Here is a 26,722-nt window from a genome sequence, read left to right as displayed (position 1 = left end):
CTCGCCAACGCCCAGCCCCTGTGCCGCGCCCACAACCTGGAGAAGGAACACCGCCGCGCCCGCAAAGACCTCCACCGCACCCGCACCCGCCCGCCACCCACCGATCCCCCCGGGCCGCCACCCCCCAGGCCCTGACCCACCCCATAACAGGAATGACCCGCCGGGACCCCCCACCCCGGCGGGCCACACCCACGCCCCCACCACAACCGGCCCCCGCCGGCGCACCGGTGTTCACCGCTCGCAGGAGTTCACACCCGACCGACAGCGCCGTCCAGCCGTAATGTGGGGCCGCAGTTGCACACCAGAATGATGTGTCGGGACGGGATGGCTGCACGACCGAGGGGCTATGGATATCGACCGCGAGAGAATGGACGACTCTTCTGCGTATGTCGGCAGGCGGGAGTCTGGGAAACCTGATGCATGGACCGAGTTGGCCGGGTCGGCAGGATCGCAACGGCTTCGCGAGGTGCGGGAGCTTGCACCCCCAGCCGAAGTCGCCGACGCGTTGGGGCTGCCCGAAGGCGGACTGGCAGTGGTCCGGCGTCGGATGATGCTGTTGGCCGAGCGTCCTGTGGAGCTGACGGACTCCTACTATCCGTCATCGTTCGCGAAGGGGACACCACTGGCCGAGACGAGCAAGATTCCCGGTGGGTCACCGCATGCGCTGGCCGATCTCGGATTCGTGCCGTTCGAGTCGCTCGAAGACGTCAGTGTCCGCCCGGCAACGGAGGCCGAGGCCGAGCTACTGGCCCTCGACGCGGGAGCGCCGGTCCTCGTCGTCTTTCGGATCGTTCTCTCCGCCGAGGGGAACCCGTACGAAGTCTCGATCATGACGATGATCCCTGAGGGGCGTCATCTCCGATACCGGGTAAGAGTGGAGCGGACATGACGTCCAAATCGGATCCCCGCCCTCGCCATCAGCAAATTGCGGCCGAGATTCGGACGCTCATCATGGCTGGCGAGATGGAACCTGGCCAAAAACTCCCCACGACGCAGCAGCTAATGACCCAGTACAAGGTGACCAGCCAGACAGTGCAGCGGACCCTGGCCGTCTTGAAAGGTGAGGGCTTCATCGTTGGTCGGGTCGGTATCGGCGTATTCGTCCGAAGTAAGAGCCCTCTCGTGATCCAGCCGGCTTCGTATATGCCTCCCGCGGAGGGGAGCGATCCGTACCGATGGGTCACCGAGGCTGAGACCCGGTCACAACGAGGGAAAATTCGGTCGCTGCGCGTAGAGGAAGTCGTGCCTCCACGTGGCGTCGCCGACGCCTTCGGAATTCCGGTTGGAGGTACAGCACTGTTGCGTCATCAGGTGCTGGTTCTTGATGATCGACCGGCTGAACTCGCGTCGGTCTACTTCCCGCTGGAACTTGCGCATGGCACAGCGCTGTTGGAGCCGAAAAAGATACGCGGCGGCGCCCCCAAGATTCTGGCTGATATCGGGCACACCCCGGTCAAGTGGGTGGATCGTCTCTCGGTACGGCTTCCTACCAGCGAAGAGCTGCTAGCTCTTGAGCTGCCGGACGATGTCCCGGTCATGAGGACTTTTCGTACGGTTTATAGCGACTTCGATCGTCCTGTGCAGGTGGAGATTTTGATCAAGGGCGGCCACATGTACGAACTTTCATACGAACAGCAGGTCGACTGAGCCTGTCGCCTGTGTATCTACTGCAACTGGGGTTCTTCCACTTGAAACCTTGCTACATTACGTAGCAAGGAAGTAAGGTTGGATCGTGGATGGTGCTCCGAGTTGCAACTGGTGGAGAGCACTCTCACGTGAAATCGGCTCTGCCGGTGTTGCTGCACTGGCAGAGCCTCATGACCCTCGAACTTGGCGAACGGAGTCACTAATGAACGTTACCTCCCCGTCGGCTGGTTGGCTGGGGCCGCCATCCGCACCTGTCCCTGTGACTGCACGGAGGGAACAGCATCGTATTGACGTGATCATCAAAGGGGTCCGCAGTGAGTTCTGCGTCGACTTGACCCGGGTGGCCTGCACAAGTGCGTGGTGCGGGGAGACAGACATGGCATGGTGCATGGAGATCCTGACCCCGCTGCGCGACTGGTTGGAAATCAACGGAGCCTTCACCTCCGGCAGTGGGGTGCTCGTGCGGGTGCTACCTGCTGACATGCATCCGGAGGACCTGGAGCGAGAACTCGCTCGGCCCGGAGTGGTCGAAGCGACGTGCCATCTCACCACCACGATTCAACCCGCCAATGCTGTGCGGTCCTCGCCGTGCCCGACTGCCTGCGGTTGAGCGCTATGACGTACAGCCTTTATCCGGGTGAGGCCCTCGGTATGCTCCGCGCGCAGTTCGCAATGTTCGAGATATGCGAACTCCACGACCACTGCGGCCGCCCCTACCTCAGTGCCGTTCTCAAGCCCCATTACATGAGTACATCGCTGCCGGTGCTCGTCACCGCCGTGAATGCTGACGAACTCACGGACCGCTTGCGGGATGCCGCCCTCACAGAGCGGTTGCGGGTCGCCATCTACGCACTGCGCGACCGCGGCCTGCTGCCCGAGTGGCAGCCGCCAGATGCCCCGAATACGCAGTGATGATGCCTCTGGGCAGGGAGGATCCACCTATTTCGGTCCTTCCTGCCCGCATTGTCGGATTGGCCCCGGTGCGGCCCCAAAAAACGTGAGTCGGCTACATTGTGCTTCAAGCGGTGTCAGAAGTCCGCAATCAGGCGGATTTCTACTGCGGATGATCTTGTCGCTAAGGGATCTGATCGATGAGGAAGGCCGATTCGGGCGGAAGCCAGTGCCCGAATAGGGCGTCCACTGGAAACGTGAATGAATTTGGTGGAAATTCATCTAGCCCCGTTGTTCAAGCCTCCTCCATCCACGGTGACGTGCATTTCCATGGCGGTCAGAACTCCGACTGGGCACCGCCGCGGCAACTCCCGCCGTTGTCCCCGCACTTCACCGACCGGGTGGCCGAACTCGCACGTCTGGCCGACGTCCTCGCCGAGAAGCGCAGGGAGCAGCAGGACCAGACCGCCGTCCTCGCCCTCGTCGGGCAGGGCGGGATCGGCAAGACCGCGATCGCGACCCAGTTCCTGACCTCGGTCGGCGCCCAGTACCCAGACGGCACCCTCTACGCCGACATGGGCCAGGGCGACGACCCCTCACCCGTCCTCGACGGCTTCCTGCGCGCCCTCGGCGTGCCCGCCGCCGAGGTCCCGGTCGAGTTCGGCCAGCGCGCCGCGTTCTTCCGATCGCGCACGCACGGCCGCCGGCTCGCCCTGCTCGTGGAGAACGCCACGACCGCCGCTCAGGTCCGCGCGCTCCGCCCGGGCGTTGGATCGCACCTGGTCGTCGTGGCCACCCGGAACCGGCTGACCGGCCTCGCTGTCGAAGGCGCCGAGTTCGTGGACGTCCGCCCACTCGAACCCGAATGGGCCGTCCGACTCCTCGGGGCACTGATCGGACCACCGGACGACAGGGCACCGGACAACAGACCACCAGACGACAGGGCACCGGACGACGGACTGCGGGACGACAGGGCGGACGTCAGAGGACGGGACGACAGAACGCCCGACGTTGCCGCGCAGGGTGACAGCGCGGCAACGTCCGACCAGGGCGCCGCGGACGTCTCGGCGCTCTGCGACCACACCCCGCTCGCCCTGTGCGCCGCAGCGGGGCGGATCCGGATGCAGCGCCACCGATCACTGGAACGGGTCGCCGGAGAACTCCGCGACGAACGCCGCCGCCTCGCCCTCCTCAGCCGTCAAGAGGACCTTTCCGTGCGCAGCGCCCTCGACATCTCCTACCGGCGCCTCCCCGCCGACACCGCCCGCTTCCTCCGCCTCCTCGGCCTGCACCCCGGGGCCGACTTCGACGCGCGCGCCGGCGCGGCCCTTGCCGGGATCGACGAATTCGACGCCGAGTACCACGTCGAGGCGCTGACAGCGGCCAGCCTGATCGAGGAGACCAGTACCGAGACCCGGTACCGCCTGCACGATCTCGTCCGGCTCTTCGCACGCGAGAAGAGCGCCGAGGACCCGGAGGAGGGCGACGCGGCGCTCGACCGCTTGTTCGCCTACTACCTGCGCGTTTCAGCGGGTGCGGACCTCACACTGAACTCCGGACGGTGGCACGTCGGCTCGGCCTACGAGGAGATCAAGGCACACGGCGGTGTGGAGGGCGGTGCGGGCAGCAGTGAGGGCAGCAGTGCGGACGGCGGCGCAAGCGGCGACCGCGAGTCCGCGCTCGCCTGGTTCGACGCCGAACTGCCGAACCTCCAGGCACTGGTGCGGCTCGCCCACGACCACCGCCCCGCCCTCGCCTGGCAACTCTGCGAGACCCTGTGGGCATACTTCGTCGTGAAGAAGCCGTTCGTCGCATGGCTTGAAACGCATCGATACGGCGAGGCGGCGGCGCGTACCGAAGGCGACCCACTCGGCGAGGCGCGCATGGCGTCGGCACTGACCGTGGCCCACCTCAACCTCCTCCGCTTCGATGACGCCGAGGAGTACGCGCAGCGGGCGCTGGACCTGTGGCACGCGAACGGGCACCGGCTGGGAGAGGCGGCGGCGTGCGAGCAGCTCTCCACGTCGCTGCTCGCACGGGGGCGGGTGCGGGACGCCATCGAACACCTCAGGCACGCCGAAGCGATCCACGAGGACGTCGGCGTCCCGTACTACCTCGCCCTGATCCGCCGCTACCTGGCAGAGGCGCACAGCAGGGCCGAGGAGTACACGACCGCCTTGGACTACTTCGCGCGATCCCTGGCGTACTTCGAGCAGGCGGGCGACAACCCGTACCAGCAGAGCAGGACACTGAGCCGCTTCGCCGCGACCCTGCTCGCAATGGGGCGGCCCGAGGAGGCGGCGGAGCGTGCGGACGCTGCGCTGGCCGCTGCCGCCGCCGCAGGTGCCGAACCGCAGCGGGCGGAGTCGCTCGGCCTACTGGGGCGCAGTGCGGCCGCGCGCGGCAGGAAAGCCGACGCGCACCGGTTCCTCACCGGTGCGCTCGGTATCTACGCGGGACTGGGCGACCCCCATCAGGACGAGATCAGGCGGCTGCTCGGCGCCCTCGGCGAAGCGGAGGGCTGAGGCGATGGTTTCGCACGTCCTTCTCCAGGGCCGCGGCGTCGAGATCGGTGATGCGCGAGCCGGCTACCAGCCGGTCATGGACCGACTCCGCCGCCGCGAGGTGCAGGTCCTGGGGGAGTGGGAGAACGACTGCCCCGCCCCGACGCGACACGATCCGGCACCCGGCCCGACCGGAGTACACGACGAGCAGACAGCCGGGGTAGCGGGCGAACACGGCGTCGGCGACGGGCGGGTCGTCGGCCCTGTGGTCGGCCCTGTGGTCGGTACTGTCGTGGGCTGTGTCGCTGGCCCTGTTGTCGGCGTTGTAGTCGGCCCGGTCGTCGGCTCTGTCGTCGGCCACGTCGATCGTGATGACGTCCGCGCGGTTCAGTTCACTCACCGCCACCGCGGCGGTGAGCCGCGCGTAGGCGATGCCCGCGGTCATGCGGCCACCCCCGCCGCACCGAGGCCGCCGGGATCGGGAGTGAGCCGCGGCACGGGGACCGCCGCGACCCTGTGCGGGGCCGACGGCGGTGCCAGGTCCATGAGCCGGTACAGCGCATCGCGGATCAGCCGCATCGAGTCGCCCGGCGCCGAGGTCAGCGCTGCGGCGAACGTGTCGGCGAGGGTGCCGTCATGATCGGCGACAGCGGCTGCCACCTGCGCGGCCAGCGGCGCGTCAGGGTGGAGGTGCGGTGCGCGTGCGGCCAGGACGGCGGGCAGCGAGTCCGGGGCGATCTCGTCGGCGGGGTAGGCGCCGAGCAGGACGGGCCGACCGATCCCGGCACCGTACATGGTCACCGAGGAGTGGTCGGCGACCAGCACGTCGGCGGCGACCAGCGCGGCACGCCAGCCTTCCTCCGGGGGGAGGACGCCGGCTCCGGCACGCTGCGCGGGTGCCAGCCACGCGGCCACCGATCTGCCACCGTGCCATGCCTTGATGGCCGGATGTTGCACGACGACCGTCCGGTACCGGTCGCGCGGCAGCTCCGCTGCGAGCCGCCGCGGCAGGTCGGGCGCGCTACCGAGCAGACCGTTCGGCCCCCAGGTGGAGGATGCGACGACGAGCCGCTGACCTGCCCGGACTCCGAGCGCGCGCCGGTAGGCCGCTCGCCGGCCCATGCTCGCGCGCAGGCGGTCGAAGGCAGGGTCGCCGACGATCTCGGTGACTGGCCCCGCCTCCGGCGCGACGGACGCGACGAGGTCGCGGATCCGCTCGTGCGCGACGCCGACGATCGCCGGAATCACCCGTCCGGCGTCCACCAGCGCCGAGGCGGCTGCTCCGTACAGCTCGCGCGGCGCGTCGGGGCCGCGCTGGTCGCCGGACGCCCGGCGCACCATCTTCGCCGGGCCGTGCCCGTGGGCGAGCGCAAGCACCGGGGCGTGCACCTGCTCCAGCCCACCGAGCGCGGCCGACACGGCCGCGTCGAACCGCTGCGAGCGGGCCTGCCGCCAGGGCACCAACCGAGCGCCGACCCTGTGCAGCAGGTCAACGGTCGGTCCGGCCACGGCGGATGTGTCGGGCACGGTGAACACCACCTGGACCCGGGGGTCCTCCTCGACCATCGGTGCGACGTCGAGCAGTCGGGAGACGGCGGTCGGGTGGTGCGCGACGAACAGCACGACGCGTTCGATCGGGTATGTCGACCGAAGCGTGGTCGTCACCCCATAGGGCCCTGGTCCCCAATTGATCTCCATAGTAATCCTCCGAGATTGTCTGTGATGCATTGCAAGGAGGATCGGGGGAGTGGCTTGCAAAAGACCCTGCATCACGCTTGCGCGCGCTTGCACCTCACTAGAGAGATCGCTTGCACGGCACGTTTGATCAGTGAAAGGAGGTCGGGATAAAACCGAGAACTTCATAACGACTTGAGTCGATTAAGGCTCGCGTCTGCATTAGACGCGAGCCCGATAGTCAGCTCTCTATAACTGCCAGGTGAGCTAACTCCGCCACTGATATTTCCAGTCGGTCTTCGCGTGGGCGGAATTGGGCCATAGAGTGTTCGGTGTCATGCAGTCGACTCCTTTGGGTCAACGACTGGTGGCAGGGAGGCGCGGTGGGGTTCAAATCGACCGCGTCTCCTGCATGTGAGGGCTCACGACGACTTCGACAATGGGTGACTCCTTTCGCCAGGGTCTGCCCCACTGTGTCCGACCACGTGGTGCAGAGGCGGGAGAGACTAGCGCCTGGGGCGTGTACTGCGGGCCCTTATCGACGTTTTTGCTGATGAAGTTGTGAACTGTCTGCTTCTCGGGAGACACGCACCCAATCGGACATACGGTGGTTGTATGATCACTATGTGTAATCAACGGGTTTGTTGAGTGTTTTGTGCATTTGCTCCTGGCGTTTGCATGTGCATTCGACTTGATGGCCGGGGTCGCGTTTCGGTGTTCAGTTCGGAGGTCGGCTGTATTTGGCCGGGAGCGGCCATGGTCCGAATTTTTTCGCAGGTCAGAGATGAGATAGAAGTTTCGGTGGCCAGGCAGTGTAGTTTCGGCGGCACGCGTGGGTACCCCGGAAACATAGGTGGAAATGGAGCTCCGTAGAGAATTCGGGGGTGTCCGGTGGAATTACGGGTTCTCGGATCAGTCGGAGTTTCCATCGCCGGAAACCGTGTCGATCTCGGCAGCGGCAAAGAGATCGCGCTCGTCGCGGCGCTCGGAATAGCGCGCGGACGGTTCGTGTCTGCCGGGCAGCTCGCAGATCAGGTATGGGACGGCGAGACCCCGGGAAAGACGACATTCCAGGGCACCGTCTCACGCGTTCGGAAGAAGCTCGCGGAGCACGATGGTGAGCGGCGCATCATCGAGCAGGGCGGCGCCTACCGTCTTGAGATCCGCCCCGAGGACATCGACTGGCACAGGTTCCAGAGCGCGGTGACGGATTCCGAGGCACTCGTTCGCAACGGTTCCGAAGACGCGGCGCTCACCACCCTCGGTGACGCGCTTGCGCTCTGGCAGGGTGATCCGCTGACCGGAACCGGCGGTGTCTGGGCTGATAGCTGGCGCGAGATGATGCGCACCGCGCGTGCCTCCGCCATGGCTCGCTGGGCCGAGGTGTCCACACGGATCCGACCGACTGAGGACGTCAGCGGCACCATCGGCGAGTTCGTCGCGATATTCCCGTTCGACGAACGACTCAACCGCTGCCTCATGCAGGCACTTCACGCGGCCGACCGCACCACCGAAGCGCTGGCCGCCTATCGGCGGTACGCACGGAATCTCGCCCGCAGGTTCGGTACCGACCCCGGTCCGCGCGTCGTGCAAGAGTACGAGCGTATGCGCGAGGGCGCACGAGCGGAGCCGGGTTCCCCCGCCCCTCGGCCGGTAGACGCGCCTCTCCAGCGTGACAACCTGGCGCACGACATAGCGGACTTCACCGACCGCACCCAAGAACTCGCCCACTTCGCCGCGGCCTCACACTGTCGATTCGGCGTGCATGTGCTCAATGGGAGAAGGGGCGTCGGCAAGAGCACGCTGGCCGTGCACGCCGCGCATCAGATCAGGTCGCAGTTTCCGGACGCCCGCTTCTACCTCGACCTCCGCGGCGATCAGGAGGACGCGCACCTGGAACCACTGGAGGCACTGCAAGAACTCCTCGCGATGAACGGGGTGACAGGCAGCGCCGTCCCATCCGGCTTGGACCAGCGGGCCGCGCTCTGGCGCGATCAGGTCTGCGACAAGCGGATGCTCCTGGTACTGGATCACGCCAAGTCTCCCGAGCAGGTCCGCCCCCTCCTTCCCGGTGCACCTAAGAGCATGGTCCTGGTCACCGCGGATCGGAGTTTGAACGGCCTGCACGGCATCCAGAACATTCGGCTCCTCCCGCCGGAGGTGGTCGAGGCGGAGAAGCTGCTATCCGCGGTATCGGGGCGCGACCGCTCTGAAGGGCCGGACGAAATACGCACTCTGGTCGAACTGTGCGACCGACTGCCGTTCGCGCTGCGCCTGCTCGGCACGTGGCTGCGCAAACACCCGACATGGACGTTGGCCATGGTGCGCGATCGGCTGATGGAGGCCGGTGACCTCATCCGAGGGCTCCCTGAGGTCGGTGCGAAGCTGGAAGCGGTGCTGACCCTCGCGACCAAAGGGGTCACGCCCGAGGCGCGCGCTCTCCTCCTATACGTCGGCACGCACCCCGACGGCCGGTTCAGTCTGGGTGCAGCCGCGGCACTGGTGGGACTCGAAACCGACGAATGCGAGCCGCTGCTTGAGGAACTGCTCGACTGCCACCTGATCGAGGAGACACGCCCGTACCGCTACCGCATCGACGGTCTGGTCGCGACGTTCGCCGGGTTGACGGCCGCGCGTGAGATTCCCGGACCGGACGTGCGTGCCGCGCATGTCCGGCTGGTCGAGTATTACCTGTGCGCCTGTCGTGCGGCCGACCGCCTCTTCGAGCCGGGCGGTATCCGGATGCCGATCCGAACGCTCAACGACTTCCGCCCGCTGCGGTTCGCCGACACGGCCGCGGTCGCCGCGTGGTTCATCGCCGAGCGGCCCACGTTGCTCAGCGTCGCCAACTGGGCCTTCGACCACCGCCACCTCGCTGTATATGGAGCCCGTCTTACGCATGCCATGGCGGCCATGATCGGGACCTACGGGCCATTGGAAGCGGCGTTGCGGCTGCACGCCGAATCCGTGCGCGTCTGGCGTGACCGGATCGACCATGCCGCACTCGCCCATGCCCTCATCGACCAGGCACGCGGATACAACCGTGTTTCGCAGGGAGATGCGGCCCTGGCGTGTGTCCGCGAAGCCGCCAGGCTGTGGGAGGGGATGAGTGACTCCCAAGGGGAGGCGATCGCCACCGAGCAGATCGGACTCGCGTTCGGGATGTCCGAACGGCTACGTGAAGCCCGCCCGTACCTCCAACGCGCGGTGCTGCTCCACCGTAACGGCCTGAGCCCACCCGCATTGGCGAACTGTCTGCACAACCTCGCGATCTGCGACCAGAAGCTCGGCGACCTGAATGGGGCGGCCGAAAAGTTCACCGAAGCGCAGGAGCTGTACCAGGCCTACGGCGACCTCGGCGGGACGGCGAGTGTCTACACGAGCCGTGCAGGGGCCTTCCATGAGTCGGGTCGGTACCGGGAGGCCATTGTGCTGCTGGAAAAGGCGCTGGCACTCAGCCGGGAGATTCAGGACCGTTCACTGGAGGCGACGATCCAGGGCAATTTCGGCGAGATATGCGATTCCCGGCACGCGTTCCGGCAAGCGCTGCGCTATTACGCCCGTGCGCTGCGCCTCTGGCGGGAGGACGGCAATCGCAGGGAGGAACTGTGGTCGCTTATCGGCGTCGGAAAGTCGTACCGCGCACTCGGCGTACCGAGGAAGGCCGTCGACTACTTCGAGGCGGCCCGCCGACTGGTTGCGCGCTTCGCGGGGTCCGAGTCGGAGGCGATCGTGTTGACCTACCTGGGTGAGGCATATGCCGATCTGGGGGAGGACGACAGGTCGGTGGCGCTGATCGGTGACGCGCACGAGATCGCCGTGGTGGAGGAGCTTCCCATCCCCGAGATCAAGGCGCTGCTCGCACTCGGCCGGTACCACTGGGGCCGCGGCCGGGGCGACACGGCATACCCGCTGCTCAAAGAGGCCGAGACGCTGGGAGCGACTGTGCAGGCACCGACTGAGATGGCCGACGTCAAGTGGCTGCTGGACGCCATCGAGCTGAGTCGGGTCGCCGACGAGCCGCTGACCGGAACGGAGTCGTCCACGGGGTCGTCGCGTCCGCCCGGCCGGTCGCGCGTCCCGCGACCGCGTCCCGGGGCCGACACGCCTTCCACCCGCCGTCCGCAGATCGGTACCTCCGACCAGGCCGGGTGAGGTTCACGGAGGACGCAGCCCGCCGCCCACTCCGGGATCCGATTCCCGCGCGTTCCGCTGGTCATGGTGGGCGGGGACCGGGAAATCTGTTGGGCGGCGGTGGTGCCGCGCCGGTATCGTCCGGGCTGCCGGCGAAACCGGCGGTGGATTCGACACTCGGAAGGCGTCACCCATGACCACCCGGCAGGCGACGACGACCCTGTGGCGGCCGACCGGGCCCGCGGAACTGGACCTGGTCCGGGACCTGGACTGGCGCGCGTGGCCGCCCCGCCTGCCCGAGCAGCCGATCTTCTACCCGGTCCTCAGCGAGGACTACGCGATCAGGATCGCGCGGGACTGGAACGTGAAACACGACGGGGCCGGGTTCGTCACGCGGTTCGAGGTCGAATCGGAATTCCTGGGCCGGTACCCCGTGCGGCAGGCCGGCGGGCGGACGATCCTCGAACTGTGGGTCCCCGCTGAGGAACTGCACGAGTTCAACGCCCACATCGTCGGTGCGATCCAGGTGGTCCACGAGTTCCGCTGAGACCCCCTGAGACCCCCTGAGCCCCCCTGGGACCACCTGGGGCCTCCTGAGGACTTCCGAAGCTTCCTGGGCTTGCGGGGCTTCTGGGAACTTCCGAGGACTCCCGAGACCTGCGAGCCCCGCGACTCCGGAGTAGCGGCGGTCCACGCCCCTGACCGCCGCCGTCCGGCTCGCGAACCCGTGTCCGGACGCCGTCAGCGCAAATCCCTGACCTGGTGCGACGAACTTCCATAGGCGAAAAATCGGAATCCGGTCTAGTCTCCCCGAGAAAGCGGAACCGCCGCGCTCATGGGCAGTGGCGCGGCGGTTCCCGGCACCTTCTGGTAACCGCTGGGGAGACTACATGACCATATTGGTAACCGGGTCGACCGGAAATATAGGAAGAGGTGTCGTTGCGCGACTGGCCGCTGCCGGGCAGCCGGTGCGGGCCATGACCCGCACCCCCGCCGGCGCCCGGTTCCCCGCCGGAGTGGAGACCGTCCACGGTGACTTCGAGGCCCCGGACACCTGGGGCGACGTGCTGCACGGTGTCGACCGTGTCCACCTCTTCCCCTACGGCTACACCGCCCCGGGCTCGGGATCCGGGTTCCTCGACCGGGCGGTCGAAGCGGGCGTGCGCAGGTTCGTGGTCCACTCCGCGATCGCGGCCGCGTTCGACTACCAGGGCGACCCGGACGACCCCTCGTTGACCGCGCTGCAACGCCACCTCGCCGACGAGCGCGAGGCGCACCGCGACATCGAGCGCGCAGTCGAGGCGACCGGGGTCGAATGGACGCACGTCCGGCCGGCTCTGCTGGCGGTCGGCGCGCTGGCCTGGGCGGAGCCGATCCGCGCCACGGGCACCGTGCGTGAGCCGTTCCCGGAGTCGGGGAGCCCGCTTGTCCACGAGACCGACGTGGCCGAGGTGGCGGTCGCGGCGCTGCTCACCGACGACCATGTCGGCGCCGCCTACAGCCTTACCGGCCCCGCGAAGGTCACCCAGGCCGAACAGGTGGCGGCGATCGGCGCCGCGATCGGCAGGGATGTCCGCTTCGAGGAGCTGACCCCGGAACAGGCCCGGACGGAGTGGCTCGACCCGGACCAGGGTCTCGACCAAGCCACCATCGACTGGCTACTGGAACTCCTGGCGGCCTCCGTCGGAGAACCCGGGATCATCGCGCCCACCGACACCTTCGAGCAGGTCACCGGCCGTCCGCCGCGCAGCTTCGCGCAGTGGGCCGCCGACCACGCCGAGGACTTCCGGTGAGCCCCGCCGCGCGCAGTGCGCGAGGGGGCCATGAGCACGAACGCGGTGAGCAAGGGCACCGTGGACCGGAAGGCAGTCGTCAGGAGGACCGTGACCAGGAGGACCGTGCGGTCGGTGCGGTCGGTGCAGTTGGTGCGGCGGGAGTCCGTACGGCAGGTGTCCGTGAGCACGGAGACCTCGGCCGAGAGACCCATGAGCGCGAACGCCGTGAGCAAGAACGCCGTGAACAAGTAGTGCAAGAAGCACAAGCAGAACAAGACGAGCAAGGGGGCGGGATGACGATCCTCGTGACGGGGGCTACCGGACGGGTGGGCCGCGCGGTCGTCACCGCCCTGCTCCGGGCCGGCCGTCCGGTGCGGGCGCTGACCCGCGCACCGGTGACCGCCGACCTGCCTGAGGGGGTCGCCGTCTACCAGGGCGACCTGGAGGATCCCGCGTCGCTCGCCGCCGCCCTGGAGGGCGCGGACCTGCTGTACCTCTTCCCGGTGCCGAGCACGGCGCGCGAGGTGGTGGCGATGGCCGAACGCGCCGGAGTCCGTCGCGCCGTCGTCCTCTCGGGGGCGCTTGCGGACGAGGAGTCGGCCGACGACGAGGACGGCTACGGCGCCGTTGAACGGGCGGTCCAGGCGTCCGGGCTGGACTGGACGATCGTGCGGCCGGGCGAGTTCGCGGGCAACTGGCTGGACTACGCGCCGGATGTGCGCGCCCGGCGGGAGGTGCGCCGCCCGTTCGGCAACGCGGTCAGCCGCCCGACGCACGAGGCGGACGTCGCCGATGTCGTCGCCGCGTCGCTACTCGGCGAGGGGCACAGCGGGCAGGTGTACACCTTCGGCGGACCGGAGGCCCTGACGGTCGCCGAGCAGGTGCGCCGGATCGGCGCGGCGATCGGGGCGGAGGTCCGCTTCGTGGAGTTGACCCCGGAGCAGGCCCGGATGGAGTGGTACGACCTGGACCAGGGCGTCGACCACGACGTCATCGACTGGTTGCTCGACATGTACGGGGCGTCGGTCGACGGACCGGAGACCGTTCCGCCGTCCGACACCGTGGAACGGGTGACCGGAAGCCCGCCGCGTGATTTCGCGCAGTGGGCCGCCGACCACGCCGACGACTTCCGCTAAGAGCCCGCCCGCGCAGACCGTCCGCCAGCGTGCCGCGGCCCGCCCGCGCACATCGCCCGCGCCGCCCGCCGCCACCCACTGGCGCCGGGCGGCGCGGGGCAGTGACACCGCCGTGGCCCCCTGCTCCCCCCGGGGAACACCGCTGTCGGATACGGTCCGATCATGGCCGACATCAAACCCCGCAGCAGGGACGTCACCGATGGCATGGAGCGGGCGGCGGCGCGCGGCATGCTCCGCGCCGTGGGCATGGACGACGACGACTTCGCCAAGCCGCAGATCGGGGTCGCCTCGTCGTGGAACGAGATCACCCCGTGCAACCTCTCCCTCGACCGGCTCGCCGTCGCGGTGAAGGAGGGCGTCCACACCGCGCGGGGCTTCCCCATGCAGTTCGGCACGATCTCGGTGTCGGACGGCATTTCAATGGGCCACGAGGGCATGCACTACTCCCTTGTGTCGCGCGAGGTCATCGCCGACTCGGTCGAGACGGTCATGGGCGCCGAGCGGCTCGACGGCTCCGTCCTGCTGGCGGGCTGCGACAAGTCCCTGCCGGGGATGCTGATGGCGGCCGCCCGCCTCGACCTGGCGTCGGTGTTCATGTACGCGGGGTCGATCCTGCCGGGCAAGGCCACGATGTCCGACGGTTCGGAGCGCGACGTCACCCTGATCGACGCGTTCGAGGCGGTCGGCGCCTGCGCGCGGGGGCTGATGAGCCGCGGCGACGTCGACGCGATCGAGCGTGCGGTCTGCCCCACTGAGGGCGCGTGCGGCGGCATGTACACCGCCAACACCATGGCGAGCGCGGCGGAGGCACTGGGCATGTCGCTGCCGGGGTCGGCCGCTCCGGCAGCCGTCGACCGGCGCCGCGACGGCTACGCGCGCCGCTCCGGCGAGGCCGTTGTCGAGCTGCTGCGCCGCGGCATCACCGCACGGGACATCCTGACCAAGCCCGCGTTCGAGAACGCGATCGCCGTGGTCATGGCACTCGGCGGTTCGACGAACGCGGTCCTGCACCTGCTGGCGATCGCGCACGAGGCAGAGGTGGACCTGGGCCTGGACGACTTCGTCCGCATCGGCGCGAGGGTGCCGCACCTGGCCGACGTCAAGCCCTTCGGCAGGCACGTCATGTACGACGTCGACCGGATCGGCGGCATCCCCGTCGTGCTGAAGCTGCTCCTCGATGCGGGGCTGCTGAACGGCGACGCGCTGACCGTCACCGGCCGCACCATGGCCGAGAACCTCGCCGAGCTCGACGCGCCGGCGCCCGACGGCGACGTCATCCGCGCACTGTCGGACCCGCTGCACCCCACCGGCGGGATCACGATCCTGCGGGGCTCGCTCGCCCCCGACGGCGCCGTGGTGAAGTCGGCGGGGTTCGACACCTCGGTCTTCGACGGCGTCGCGCGGGTCTTCGACGGTGAGACCGCCGCGATGGACGCGCTGTCCGACGGGACCATCGCATCGGGCGACGCCGTCGTCATCCGCTACGAAGGGCCCAAGGGCGGCCCGGGGATGCGGGAGATGCTCGCGATCACCGGCGCGATCAAGGGGGCCGGGCTCGGCAAGGACGTGCTGCTGCTCACCGACGGCCGGTTCTCCGGCGGGACCACGGGGCTGTGCGTCGGGCATGTCGCGCCCGAGGCGGTGGACGGCGGGCCCATCGCGTTCGTCCGCGACGGCGACCCGGTCCGACTCGACGTCGCGGCGGGCACCCTCGACGTCCTCGTTGAACCGGCGGAGCTGGCGCGGCGCGCGGCGGAGTGGTCGCCGCCCGCCCCGCACTACACGCGCGGCGTGCTCGCGAAGTACGCCCGGCTGGTCGGCGCGGCCGACCGCGGCGCCGTCTGCGACTGATCTGCGACTGATCTGGGGCTGGTCTGCGGCTGAGCTGCGGGTGGCGACCCCGCCGCTGCCGCCTGGGGCGCGGTGCCCGCACGGCCGCGTCGCCGCCGGGGGCGGCAGGGGACCGGGGCGTCAGCGGATCAGGGGATCAGCGGAACCCGTCCGGTCGGCAGCCGGCGAGTTCGGGTGCTGCCGACCCGGTGTGGATCTCGGTGGCGGCGAGGCGGCCGACCGCGGCGGCCAGGGTGACCGCCGAGTGCATCACGGCGACGTACAGGCCCTCGGTGCCGTCGGGGCGGCCGATGACCGGTTCGCCGTCGGCGGGCATCGGACGCCAGCCGATCTCGGCGGAGACGATCTCCGTTCCGCCGGCCCCGGCGAAGGATGCGGCGAACCGGTCGCGGACACGCCGGGCGGTCCGGAGCAGCGCGGCCTGGTCCGTCTCCCCGCTGTACGCCGCGGGGGACAGGACCGTACCGTCGTCGAGCTGCCGGACCTCCAGCGACGGCGTCGCGACGATCGTCCGGACCAGGCCCGGCGCCGCGCGCAGCCGGACGAGGACGGCGGGCGACGGCTCGACGGGCAGGGCGACGCCGATCCCGGAGCACAGGGCGACCGTGCCGGTTCCGGCGGCCAGGACGACGGTCTCGGCGGGCACGGTCCCGGCGGTCGTCCGCACACCGCTCACGGTGCCCGCCTGGTGGTCGAGGGCGATCGCCGGTGTCCCCGTGAGCAGCCGCGCGCCGCGGTCGCGTGCCGCGGCGACCAGCAGTTCGGCCGCCGCGACCGGGTCGAACGCCGCGTCCTCCGGGTGCCGGACGGCCGCGGCCGGGGGGTCGAGCAGGTGCGGTTCCAGCGCGCCGACATCGTCCGTGCGCGGCCCCGGGCCCGCGTCGAAGCCGTCCCAGCTGACCGAACCCGTCCAGCGGATCGACAGTTCGGGAAGCTCCGCCTCCAGCCGCCGGTACTCGTCGAGCGCGAGGTGGCGCAGCGGCGCCGAGGGCAGGTCGCCGGAGGCCGGTCGTCCGATCCAGGCGAAGGAAGCGCGGGTGGCGCCCGAGCCGGGCAGGCCCGCGTCGATCAACGTGACGGGTCGGCCCCGCCCGGCCAGGTGGTAGGCCAGTGACGCCCCGATGATCCCGGCGCCGACGACGACAATGCTGCGATCCGCCATCCCAGTGTTCTAACAGCTGGGGATTTACCGCGCCATCGGTTATGGATCGGGTACCGGCCGCGACCCCGGGCGAGGACCGCCGGTGGGGCTTCGCGGGTGTCCAATGCCGTTGAATCAATGGGTGCGAGGGTGTTCTCACGTCCTTGGTGTCGTGGGGTGAAGGGGGTGTGCGGTGGCCCTGGTGACCTCAGGCGAAGGGGGTGGGTTGCCGTCGCGGGCGCCCGCTTCGCGGGGTATCGCGCAGCGGGGGCCCGCGACGGCAGCCGCTGGCTCGCCCCGTGCTCACGAGTACCCCATTGCCCATTGCCCACTGAATCAACGGCATTGCGCGGGCTTCTCGGACTGCCGTTCGCCGCGGCGTCGGGAGCACCGGGACGCCCGGGTCAACGGGGCGCGGCAGGGTGTTCTCGACGGCCAGCGACGCGTACGCGATCGCCTTGACGGCGTACGCCGACGGCGGCTGCCGCGACGCCTGGATCCGCTCGGCGTAGTCGGGCAGGTCGTGGTGGCGTCCGTTGGCGACGGCCGCGGCGGCGACCAGCCCGGCGAACGGGTGGCGGTCGAGCACGCTGTGGCCGAGTTCGTCGAGGCGGACCAGCGCGGCATCGGGCACCCTGTCGGCCATGGCCTCGGCGACCGGGCGCACCGCCCGTAGGTCGTAGCCGCCCGACAGCACGGCGGTGGGCCAGGAGAAGCGGCGCTGCTCCGCGGCCAGGTCGAACGGGTCGCCCTGGAAGGCGGGGAAGCCCTCGGCCGCCGTGCTGAAGTTCGCGGCGGGGTCGAGCGGTTCGCCGTCGGGCTCGATGCCGTACAGGTCGCGGAACCAGATCGCACCGACCAGGTCGAATTCGAGCATGTACGGGACGGGCTTCGTGATCTCCCTCGTGGCGAGGTCCCTGATGCGGTTCCAGGTGCGGGTGCGGCCGTCGGCCACCGCGTCGAGAAGCCGGCGCAGCAGCTCCGTCCCGCCGAATTCGTACGCCACGGGGATGACGGAGCCGGTCTCCGCTGCGCTGACGCTGCCGTCGGCGACGAGTGTGCGGAGGCGGTCCGCGATGTCGGCGGTCTCCGGGTGGTCGCCGTGCCAGAGCATCGCGCGGACGAGGTCGCGCGCCGTGTGCTGGTCGGCCGCCGAGGTGAACGTCGCGTCGAGGACCATCCCGGCGACCCGGTCACCGTGGCGTGCCCCGAACGCCTGCGCGAGGTAGCCGCCGTAGGAGGACCCCCACACGACGGCGCGGGTGATGCCGCAGTCGTCGAGGACGGCCGCGATGTCGTCCGCCGCCGCACTGATGGTGAGCGCGTCCATCGGCAGGTCGGCGCCGCCGTAGTCGGTGCGGGACAGTCCCACGCCGCGGTGTTCGACCATGACGACGTCGAATCCGCGGGCGGCCGCCATGAGCCGCGCCTTCCGGTAGGGCAGCACCGAGGCGAGTCCGGGGCCGCCGGGCACCATGACGAGGGGGATGCCGCCGGGGTCGCCCGTGCGGGCGTAGCCGAGACCGAAGGTCTCCGGACCGTCGACCCGGACAGGCCGGGGGATCGTGTGGACGGTGGGGTCGCGGCGCAGCCGCTCGGCGATCTGGGGGTGGTCGGCCATGCGCCCAGAATGCCCGATGCGCCGTCCTTGTCGCGAGGGGCGGCGATCTCGGTTCGGCGTCGCGGACGACCGGAGTCGGTCCCAGTCGGCCCCAGTCGGCCCAGGCCGGCCGCAGCCGACCGGATCGTGTGCCGTCCGGCGCGGAGAAGCCGCCGCCCCAGGGTGGGGCGGCGGCTTGCCCCCGATTTCCGCGCGGGACGGTGCACGGAGACGGTGGGAACCGGCCTGTGGGGCCGGCCCGTATGGACTGGCCTGTGTGGACTGGTCCGGCCTGGCCTGGCTTGGCCGGGCCGGGCCGGGGCTGGTCGGTGGAGAGCTGGTGGGGGAGTCTGGCGGTGGAGTTGGTGGGGGGAACGGGGCGGGCGGGCCGCGGGGAGGGGCGCGGTCCCCGCCCGCCCCGGGTCAATGGGGCGGGGGAGTCGGGCTACAACCAGCCCGGCAGGACGAACACCGCCCAGGTCACCAAGGGGATGACCAGGATCATGCTCATGCCCCACCGCATGAGCAGGCTGAACACCCGGTCGCGTTCGGCCTCCGAGGCGTTGGCCACGACGAGCGCCCCGCTGGTGGAGAACGGGGAGGAGTCGACGACGGAGGAGGAGAGCGCGAGTGCGGTGATCAGTCCGATTGCGCCGACCTCCCCGGCGAGGAGGAACGGCACCGCGAGCGGGATCAGCGCGCCGAGGATGCCGGTGGTCGACGCGAACGCCGACACGGCGGCGCCGATCAGGCAGATGAGCAGCGCGGCCAGGAGGGGGACGCCGATCGAGGCGACCTCGTCGCCGAGGAACTCGATGGTCCCCATGTCCTCCATCAGGCTGACGTAGGTGACGATGCCGCAGATCAGCAGGACGGTCGGCCAGGCGATCTGGTTGATCGCACCCTTGGAGCTCTTCGGGGAGACCAGGGTGAGGACCACCGCGACGCTGACGGCCATCAGGCCGACGTCCAGGTCGAACACCAGCGCGCCGATGGCGAGGACGGCGATGCCGACCACGGTCATCGTCCGGTCCAGCACGGTGCCGACGACCGGGACTGAGCCGCCGGTCGCGTCGTCGGTGGGCTTGGTCGACACCGGCGACCCCTGCCGGGGGCCTGCGACGAAGGCGCCGCCGCTCTGGGTGTCGAGCCGTTCGGCGCGCTTGGTGCGCCCGTTGCCGGAGGTGCCGTCTGCGGTCGACGCGTCGCCGTCGCTGTCGCCGGTGTCGTTGTCGCGGCGGCCGATCAGGGAGCGCCCGCCGAACATGAAGAACACCACGACGCTCAGCAGCAGGTTGAAGAAGAAGGAGGCGGCGAAGAGGATCGCGGGTGAGCCTTCGAGGCCGCTGCGCGCCACCACGTTGTTGGTGATGCCGCCGAAGATGCTGATGGGCGAGAAGCCCCCGGCGCTGGCGCCGTTGATGATCAGCAGCCCCATGAGTACGGGGTTGATGCGGTAGCGGGCGGCGAAGCCCATGCCCATCGGCGCGATGATCGCGACGGCGGCGGGGACGACCGCGCCCGCGGCGGTGAGAACGCCGGTGACGAGGAACATCACCCATGGGATGAAGGCGACCCGGCCGCCCACGGCGCGGACCGCGGCCTGGACCAGCCAGTCGACGGTCCCGTTGTTCTTCGCCAGGGCGAACAGGTAGGTGACCCCGACGAGGATGACGAACAGGTCCCCGGGGAAGCCGCCGAACACTTTCTCGGCCACTTCGTCGGGCGTCCCCCCGACGTAGATGGTGGCGATGACGAAGGTCGCCACCAGCGCGAGCGCGCCCATGTGGGCGGAGGTGAAGGTGGCGATCAGGAATACGAGGACGAGGACGAGGATCGAGACGACTTCTACAGGCACGAGGCTCCCTGCACACTCTCTCGGTGGGGTGTCGGGACGGTGGGTCCGGTGGGTCCGGGGTGGTCGACGCGCCCGGTGGGACCATCCGGACGCATCGCAACCGGGCGGTCCGACTGGTGGCCCGGCTGGCGGGCCCGTCGGGTCGGTCCGGCTGATCGGTCCGTCTGGCTGGTCCGAACTGGGTGCGGTCACCATCCGCGGCCGCGGCGTCGCACGGCCGGATCTGCACGCAGGTCTTCAGGTCGTGGTCGGCCGGTGCTGGTCAGCAGGTGCTGGCCAGCGGGTAGCGGTCAGCAGGCGGTTTTCGGCAGCTGGCTGTCGGCAGCCGGTGGTCAGTAGCCGGTTGTCAGCAGGTGGTGCGGCACCGTGACCGGTACGGCGCGGGAGCGGGTACCCCCCGTACGTGCTGACCACGGGTTTTTCTCTAGAAGAAACCAGATTCCGTTATGCGGAAGTTGACCTCTAATATTGACGAGTATGTTCTTCGTCTCATTGTCCGTCAACCCCCGTTCGGCGCTTGACCGTGCTCTTTTGCGTGTAGATCCATGGGTACAGGGCTTGTGGCGGGGTCGATCGGCTCCTAGAATCCATAAAACGATATTCAGATTTCGCAATGCGGATTATGGGTCGTCTTCCTGAAAGGACCCGACATGGCAACGGCGAGCGGTCGTCACTTCCTCCAGATCCCCGGTCCCACCAACGTCCCCGACAACGTCCTGCGGGCGATCTCGGCGCCGACCATCGACCATCGCGGACCCGAGTTCCGCGAACTGGTGGTGGGGCTCCTCGACGAGGTCAAGCCCGTGTTCGGCACCACTCGACCGGTCGTGATCCTGCCCTCCTCGGGCACCGGCGCGTGGGAGGCCGCCCTCGTCAACACCCTCAGCCCGGGCGACCGCGTCCTGTGCTTCGAGACCGGCCACTTCGCGACCCTGTGGCAGGACATGGCGCGCGGCCTCGGTCTCACGGTCGACTTCGTCCCCGGCGACTGGCGCCACGGCGTCGACCCGGACGCCGTCGCCGAGCGCCTCGCCGCCGACACCGCCCACGAGATCAAGGCCGTGTGCGTCGTGCACAACGAGACCTCGACCGGCGTGACCAGCCGCATCGCCGACGTCCGGCGCGCCATCGACAGCACGGGGCACCCCGCCCTCTACCTCGTCGACACCATCTCCTCCCTGGGCTCCATCGACTACCGCCACGACGAATGGGGCGTCGACGTCACTGTCGCGGGCTCGCAGAAGGGCCTCATGCTGCCGCCCGGCCTGGGGTTCAACGCCGTCAGCGACAAGGCGCTGCGGGCCTCGCGCGACGCCGGCCTCACGCGGTCCTACTTCGACTGGGCGCCGATCCTGGACGCCAACGAGCGCGGCTTCTTCCCCTACACCCCCGCGACCAACCTCCTCTATGGCCTCCGCGAGGCCCTGCGCATGCTCGACGCCGAGGGCCTGCCGAACGTCTTCGCCCGCCACACCCGCCACGCCGAGGCCACCCGCGCCGCCGTCCGCGCCTGGGGCCTGGACGTCCTGTGCCTGGACGAGCGCGAGCACTCCGGCGCGCTCACCGCCGTCCTGCTGCCCGAAGAGCACGACGCCGACCAGGTGCGCCGCATCATCCTGGACCGCTTCGACATGTCGCTAGGGGCCGGGCTCGGCAAGCTGACCGGCAGGATCTTCCGCATCGGCCACCTCGGCCACTTCAACGACCTGACCCTCGCCGGGACCCTCGCGGGCGTGCAGATGGGTCTCTCCCTCGCCGGTGTGAAGGTCGACCCCGCCGGGGTCGCGGCTGCCCTCCAGCGGCTCGAACGCCCCTGACCCCACGGCACCGCCGACCCCCGCCGGCCGGTACCGACCCCGCCCCGCCGGGCCGCCGCCGGACCGCCACCGGTCCGCGACGCTTCCCGGCGGCCGACCCGGCGGCCGACCCGGTGATCAACCCGGCGACCGACTCGGCGACCCACTCGGAAAAAGGACGCGCCATGACGACCACGGGCAACGCCCCCGCCGCACCGCCCTCGACCTCCGCCGCGGCGGAGGTCGAGCGGCGGCTCCGCCGCGACCTCGACGGCGACGTGCGTTTCGACGACTACACCCGGCACCTTTTCTCGCGCGACGCCAGCATGTACGCCATCACCCCCGCGGGGGTGGTCTTCCCCCGCCACACCGGCGACGTCGCCGCCACCGTCGCCGCGGCGCGCGATTTCGGCCTGACGGTCACCGCACGCGGCGCGGGCACCAGCCTCGCCGGCCAGACCGTCGGCGCCGGGATCATCATCGACATGTCCCGGCACATGCACAAGATCATCGAGCTCGACCCTGAGGCGCGCACCGCCCGCGTCCAGCCCGGTGTCGTCCAGGACGAGCTGAACCGGGCCGCGGCCCCGCACGGGCTGATGTTCGGCCCCGACACCTCCACCAGCAACAGGGCCACCATCGGCGGGATGATCGGCAACAACTCCGCCGGCAGCGGCTCGCTGCGCCACGGGATGACGATCGACCACGTCCGCGCGCTGGAGGTGGTGCTCGCCGACGGCAGCCGTACCGACCTGCGCCCGCTCGACCCCGACGAGCGCGCCCGCCGCGCGGCGCTGCCCGGCCTCGAAGGCGACATCCACCGGGGCCTGCCCGCCATCCTCGACGGCAGCGCCGACGCCATCGCCACCCGGTTCCCCGACTTCTGGCGGCGCGCCTGCGGCTACCGGCTCGACCGCCTGGCGGGCGACGACGCCTTCGACCTCGCGAAGTTCGTGGTCGGCGCCGAAGGCACCCTCGTGCTGGCCACCGAGGCGGTGGTGGACCTGGTGCCCAAGCCCAAGCGCACCGTCATCGCGGTCGGCCACTTCACCTCCACCGCTGCGGCCATCGCCGCCACAGAGGACGCGCTGTCGTGCGACCCCGCCGGGGTCGAACTGATGGACCGCACCATCCTCGACCTGTCGCGCCAGCGCATCGAGTACGCGTCGCTGGGAGAGATCCTCCAGGGCGACCCCGACGCGCTGCTGTTCGTCTCGTTCTCCGGCGACGACGAGGACGACCTCCGCGAGCGGCTCGACCGCCTCGTGGGTCTCTGGCGCGCCAACGGCCACGGCTACCACACACTGGAGGCCGTCACCCCCGAGCAGCAGGGCTCGCTGCTCAAGGTGCGCAAGTCCAGCCTCGGGCTGCTCATGGCGGCGGGCAGCGGGACCCGCCGTCCACTCGCGTTCATCGAGGACACCGCGGTCGACCCCAAGCACCTGGTCGAGTACACGACCCGGTTCAAGGAGGTCCTCGACCGCCACGGGTTGGAGGCCGGGTTCTACGGGCACTGCTCGGTCGGCTGCCTGCACATCCGCCCGTTCGTGGACCTCGCGGCGCCCGGCGAGGCCGAGAAGATGCGCGCCGTCGCCGAAGAGGTCAAGGACCTGGTCACCGCGTTCGGCGGGGTGAACTCCAGCGAGCACGGCGACGGCCTGGCCCGCAGCGAGTTCAACCGCGAGATCTTCGGCGACGAGCTGTACGAGGCCATGCGTGAGGTCAAGCGGGTGTTCGACCCCGAGTTGCGGCTCAACCCCGGAAAGATCGTCGACGCGCCACCCATGACCGACAACCTGCGCGACGCGTCCCTGCCGGAGCCGCAGCCCTTCCAGACCCGCTTGTCCTTCGAGGTCGTCGGCGGCATGCGCGGCGCGGCCGACCGCTGCATGAACATCGGCCTGTGCCGCAAGAGCACCAGCGGCGCGATGTGCCCGTCCTACATCGCCACCCGCGACGAGGAGCACGCCACGCGCGGGCGCGCGAACGCGCTCGTCAAAGCCTTGTCCGAACCCGACCCGCGTGCCGCGCTCGGCGACGAGCGGCTGCACGAGGTCCTCGACCTCTGCCTGATGTGCAAGGCGTGCAAGAGCGAATGCCCGCTCGGCGTCGACATGGCCAAGCTGAAGAGTGAGGCGCAGTCGCACCACCACGACGTCCACGGCGTCCCGCTGCGCTCCCGGGTGTTCGGGGCGATCCGGCCGATGTACCGGCTGGGGTCGGCGTTCGCGCCGCTCAGCAACCTGCCCAACCGGATCCCGCCGCTGCGGTGGCTCGTGGAGAAGCTGCTGGGCATCACGGCGAAGCGGCCGCTGCCGACCTTCGCGCGCAAGCACCTCGTGCGCTGGCACCGGAAGCGCGGCGCCGCCCCGGCCGAGGCGCCCATGGGGACGCTCACCTTCCTCGCCGACTCGTTCACCACCTACACCGAGCCCGGCATCGGCCGCGCGGCCGTCGAGCTGCTCGAGCGCGCCGGGTGGGGGGTGCGCCTGGAGAGCCGCGGGTGCTGCGGGCGCTCCAGCCTGTCGAAGGGGCTCGTCGACGACGCAAAGGCCAAGGCGGGCGCGCTGGTGGGGCTGCTGTCCGACGGCACGGAGCCGGGCAGCCCGATCGTCGGCTGCGAACCGTCGTGCATCCTCACCCTCAAGGACGAGGCGGCCTCCATGCTGCCCGGTGACGCCAGGGTCGCCGACATCTCCGGGCGCGTCCGGCAGGTCGAGGAGCTGCTGACCGAGGCGATCGACAGCGGTCGGCTCACGTTGAGCGAGGACGCCTGGCCGGCGGGGAAGCGGATCCTGTTCCACGGCCACTGCCACCAGAAGGCCGAGGTGGGCACCGCCGCGACGGTCGCGCTGCTGCGGCGGATCCCCGGCGCCGAGGTGGTCGAGCTGGACGCCGGGTGCTGCGGCATGGCGGGGTCGTTCGGGTTTGAGGCCGAGCACTACGAGGTGTCGATGCAGGTCGGGGCCGACCGGTTGTTCCCCGCGATCGAAGCGGAGGACGACGGCACCGTCATCGCCGCGACGGGTGTGTCCTGCCGCCAGCAGATCGCCCACGGGACGGCGCGCGAGGCCGTGCACCCGGTCCGGCTCATCCAGGAAGCCCTCGCCGGTGCCCCCGCGCCCGGGAAGGCGCCAGAGAAGGCGGAGGGGTGAACCCGGTGAACGGCGTGCATGGGCGGACCGGGGGAGCGGCCGGGGTTTCGCGTGCGCGGGGCCGGTCGATTGACGACAGTAGCCATAGAAGCCAAGGGCCGTCCCGTACGCTCGGAGTACGCGGCTCCGGAGCACTCCGGGTACCGGCACCGGACGGGGGCTGGAGCGGTGCCTGGTCCGATGGGCTGTGCGGCGGGAGATCCGGTGGGGAATTCGGTGGCAGGTCCTGCGTTCGGCCGAACCTGGGGCCAGGACCGGGCGCAGGACCGGAGACCGAATGTCAGCGGACGAGTCAAACTATTGTAGACAATTGCAGACCGCTCCTTCCGCGGGCGGACCGGACAGCACTGGCAGCCCAGGCAGCATGGGAAACACGGGAAGCACCGGCAACACTGGCAGCACTGGCAGATGCGGTCTCCCCGCCGCGTAACCTCGGCACGGCCGCGCCCGCGCGGACCCGCGCCGGTTCCCTGCGCCCCGCGGGCTGCCAACGGGCCGAGCGAGCGGAAGTGAGGAGGGCCGATGACAGCCGTCAATGACCCCGTCCCCGACCCCGGCGCCCCAGAGCAGCGCATCGTCAAACCGCCGAGCATGGTCGACCTTGCGGCGCGGTCCGTCCGCCAGATGATCCTCGGCGGCACGCTGATCCCCGGCGAGCGCGTGGTCGAGAACCGGCTCACCGCGCAACTCGGCATCAGCCGCCCCCCGCTGCGCGAGGCGCTGCGGATGCTCGAACACGAGGGGCTCATCCGCCAGTCGCAGCACCGCGGCGCCGTGGTGACCCCGCTGACCCTGCACGACGTCTACGAGATCGTCACCTTCCGGCGCGAGCTGGAGCGCATGGCCGTCGTGCTCGGCGTACCCGTCGCCGACACCGACCGCTTGCAGCGCTGCTGGACCGCCATCCGCAGGATGGAGGCGGCCGTCGACGCCCGCGACGAGGCAGAGCTGTCCGAGGCCAACTTCGACTTCCACCTTGCCGTGGTCGGACTGGCCGGGCACCGGCGCCTGGAGGCGTCCTACCGCTCACTCCAGTTGCAGATGCAGCTGTGCATGGCGCTCAACCGCAATGCGCGCTCCAGGCGCAAGGAGAGCGCGAGCGCCAACATGCTGCGGCACCGCAAGCTCCTGCGCATCATCGAGGACGGCGACCCCGACGCTGTGCTGGCGGAGCTGGAGCACCACGGCGACCGCACCTTCCTCGCCGACCTGCCGGCCTCCCTCGACAACGGCAGCGACCAGGCGGTGGCCTGGCTCGAAAAGGAGCGCGCCCACCCGGCCTGACCCCCTGACCCAGCCGCAATCGCCCCGCATCCCGCGCCCCGAGCATTCCCGGGGCGCGGCGCCTGCTGTGCGGCCTTGCCGCGGGGCCGGGTGCCGGTGGTCTGCGGGGAAAAGCGGCGCCGACGGCGGACGGAGGTCCGAACCCCGGCGGCATCGAACCGGCTTCTGTGGTCGGTCGGTCCGCCTTGTCCCCGGGCCGGGCGCAGGCGCCCGGGGGCGAGGGTGTCCCGGGGTGAGAGTCCGGGGCGAGGGCGTCCTCGACCCCAGGGGACAGGA

General features: G+C 70.1%; 19 protein-coding genes. 14 read left to right on the top strand and 5 right to left on the bottom strand.

Annotation, left to right across the window (positions count from 1 at the left end):
- The first annotated feature begins 346 nt into the window (after positions 1-346).
- From CLV63_RS08695 to CLV63_RS08680, 5 genes are all read left to right on the top strand, one after another.
- Complete coding sequence (locus CLV63_RS08695) at positions 347-889, top strand: GntR family transcriptional regulator (RefSeq protein WP_245928659.1); 543 nt, start codon at positions 347-349, stop codon at positions 887-889.
- Positions 886-1,647, top strand: a complete 762-nt coding sequence (locus tag CLV63_RS08690; RefSeq protein WP_106582403.1) for a GntR family transcriptional regulator — start codon at positions 886-888, stop codon at positions 1,645-1,647. Before CLV63_RS08695 ends, CLV63_RS08690 begins: the two co-directional genes overlap by 4 nt.
- Before the next feature lie 388 nt (positions 1,648-2,035).
- Positions 2,036-2,257 carry a hypothetical protein gene (locus tag CLV63_RS33155; RefSeq protein ID WP_211301209.1) on the top strand — a complete coding sequence of 74 codons (222 nt, stop codon included), beginning with the start codon at positions 2,036-2,038 and terminating at the stop codon, positions 2,255-2,257.
- Between the two features lie 5 nt (positions 2,258-2,262).
- The gene (locus CLV63_RS08685) at positions 2,263-2,559 is read left to right on the top strand and encodes a hypothetical protein (protein WP_106582402.1); all 297 of its coding nucleotides are present in this window, start codon (positions 2,263-2,265) and stop codon (positions 2,557-2,559) included.
- A gap of 356 nt (positions 2,560-2,915) precedes the next feature.
- Complete coding sequence (locus CLV63_RS08680; RefSeq protein ID WP_106582401.1) at positions 2,916-5,063, top strand: tetratricopeptide repeat protein; 2,148 nt, start codon at positions 2,916-2,918, stop codon at positions 5,061-5,063.
- Here the strand turns inward: CLV63_RS08680 and CLV63_RS33495 are convergent.
- Together CLV63_RS33495 and CLV63_RS08670 are read right to left on the bottom strand one after the other, a co-directional pair.
- On the bottom strand, positions 5,023-5,487 hold the full coding sequence (locus CLV63_RS33495; protein WP_170134177.1) for a hypothetical protein: 465 nt from the start codon (positions 5,485-5,487) through the stop codon (positions 5,023-5,025). The two genes, CLV63_RS08680 and CLV63_RS33495, sit on opposite strands and share 41 nt — an antisense overlap.
- Complete coding sequence (locus tag CLV63_RS08670) at positions 5,484-6,740, bottom strand: hypothetical protein (protein ID WP_146165531.1); 1,257 nt, start codon at positions 6,738-6,740, stop codon at positions 5,484-5,486. The genes CLV63_RS33495 and CLV63_RS08670 overlap by 4 nt, the downstream gene beginning before the upstream one ends.
- Positions 6,741-7,607: 867 nt before the next feature.
- Here CLV63_RS08670 and CLV63_RS08665 point away from each other — a divergent pair.
- The 6 genes from CLV63_RS08665 to ilvD all read left to right on the top strand — a co-directional run bounded on the left by CLV63_RS08665 (position 7,608) and on the right by ilvD (position 15,612).
- Complete coding sequence (locus CLV63_RS08665; RefSeq protein WP_106582399.1) at positions 7,608-10,871, top strand: AfsR/SARP family transcriptional regulator; 3,264 nt, start codon at positions 7,608-7,610, stop codon at positions 10,869-10,871.
- 172 nt (positions 10,872-11,043) lie between these two features.
- Complete coding sequence (locus CLV63_RS08660; RefSeq protein WP_106582398.1) at positions 11,044-11,397, top strand: hypothetical protein; 354 nt, start codon at positions 11,044-11,046, stop codon at positions 11,395-11,397.
- 343 nt (positions 11,398-11,740) lie between these two features.
- Positions 11,741-12,643 carry an NAD(P)H-binding protein gene (locus CLV63_RS08655; RefSeq protein WP_106582397.1) on the top strand — a complete coding sequence of 301 codons (903 nt, stop codon included), beginning with the start codon at positions 11,741-11,743 and terminating at the stop codon, positions 12,641-12,643.
- A 30-nt stretch (positions 12,644-12,673) separates the two neighbouring features.
- The gene (locus CLV63_RS08650; protein ID WP_146165530.1) at positions 12,674-12,877 is read left to right on the top strand and encodes a hypothetical protein; all 204 of its coding nucleotides are present in this window, start codon (positions 12,674-12,676) and stop codon (positions 12,875-12,877) included.
- A 41-nt stretch (positions 12,878-12,918) separates the two neighbouring features.
- Positions 12,919-13,761: an NAD(P)H-binding protein gene (locus CLV63_RS08645; RefSeq protein WP_106582395.1), complete on the top strand. Its 843-nt coding sequence runs from the start codon at positions 12,919-12,921 to the stop codon at positions 13,759-13,761.
- A gap of 162 nt (positions 13,762-13,923) precedes the next feature.
- Positions 13,924-15,612 carry a dihydroxy-acid dehydratase gene (ilvD, locus tag CLV63_RS08640; RefSeq protein ID WP_106582394.1) on the top strand — a complete coding sequence of 563 codons (1,689 nt, stop codon included), beginning with the start codon at positions 13,924-13,926 and terminating at the stop codon, positions 15,610-15,612.
- A gap of 136 nt (positions 15,613-15,748) precedes the next feature.
- Here ilvD and CLV63_RS08635 read toward each other — a convergent pair whose 3' ends face one another.
- From CLV63_RS08635 to CLV63_RS08625, 3 genes are all read right to left on the bottom strand, one after another.
- A complete protein-coding gene (locus CLV63_RS08635; RefSeq protein ID WP_106582393.1) occupies positions 15,749-16,774 on the bottom strand; it encodes an NAD(P)/FAD-dependent oxidoreductase in 1,026 nt (341 codons plus the stop codon).
- 187 nt (positions 16,775-16,961) lie between these two features.
- Positions 16,962-18,374 (bottom strand): alpha/beta fold hydrolase, encoded by a 1,413-nt coding sequence (locus tag CLV63_RS08630; protein WP_106582392.1) that lies wholly within the window; start codon positions 18,372-18,374, stop codon positions 16,962-16,964.
- Between the two features lie 424 nt (positions 18,375-18,798).
- Positions 18,799-20,211, bottom strand: a complete 1,413-nt coding sequence (locus CLV63_RS08625; protein ID WP_106582391.1) for an SLC13 family permease — start codon at positions 20,209-20,211, stop codon at positions 18,799-18,801.
- A gap of 650 nt (positions 20,212-20,861) precedes the next feature.
- Here CLV63_RS08625 and CLV63_RS08620 point away from each other — a divergent pair.
- The 3 genes from CLV63_RS08620 (at position 20,862) to CLV63_RS08610 (ending at position 26,446) form a co-directional block, all read left to right on the top strand.
- Complete coding sequence (locus tag CLV63_RS08620; protein ID WP_106582390.1) at positions 20,862-22,028, top strand: pyridoxal-phosphate-dependent aminotransferase family protein; 1,167 nt, start codon at positions 20,862-20,864, stop codon at positions 22,026-22,028.
- 164 nt (positions 22,029-22,192) lie between these two features.
- The gene (locus CLV63_RS08615; protein ID WP_106582389.1) at positions 22,193-25,162 is read left to right on the top strand and encodes an FAD-binding and (Fe-S)-binding domain-containing protein; all 2,970 of its coding nucleotides are present in this window, start codon (positions 22,193-22,195) and stop codon (positions 25,160-25,162) included.
- Between the two features lie 522 nt (positions 25,163-25,684).
- Positions 25,685-26,446 carry a GntR family transcriptional regulator gene (locus CLV63_RS08610; RefSeq protein ID WP_106582388.1) on the top strand — a complete coding sequence of 254 codons (762 nt, stop codon included), beginning with the start codon at positions 25,685-25,687 and terminating at the stop codon, positions 26,444-26,446.
- Positions 26,447-26,722: the final 276 nt, after the last annotated feature.

The organism is Murinocardiopsis flavida (genome assembly GCF_003014485.1).
GTDB classification, from domain to species: Bacteria; Actinomycetota; Actinomycetes; order Streptosporangiales; family Streptosporangiaceae; genus Murinocardiopsis; species Murinocardiopsis flavida.
Note: the sequence above shows the minus strand (reverse complement) of the source record. Positions and strands in the feature narration are given on the sequence as shown.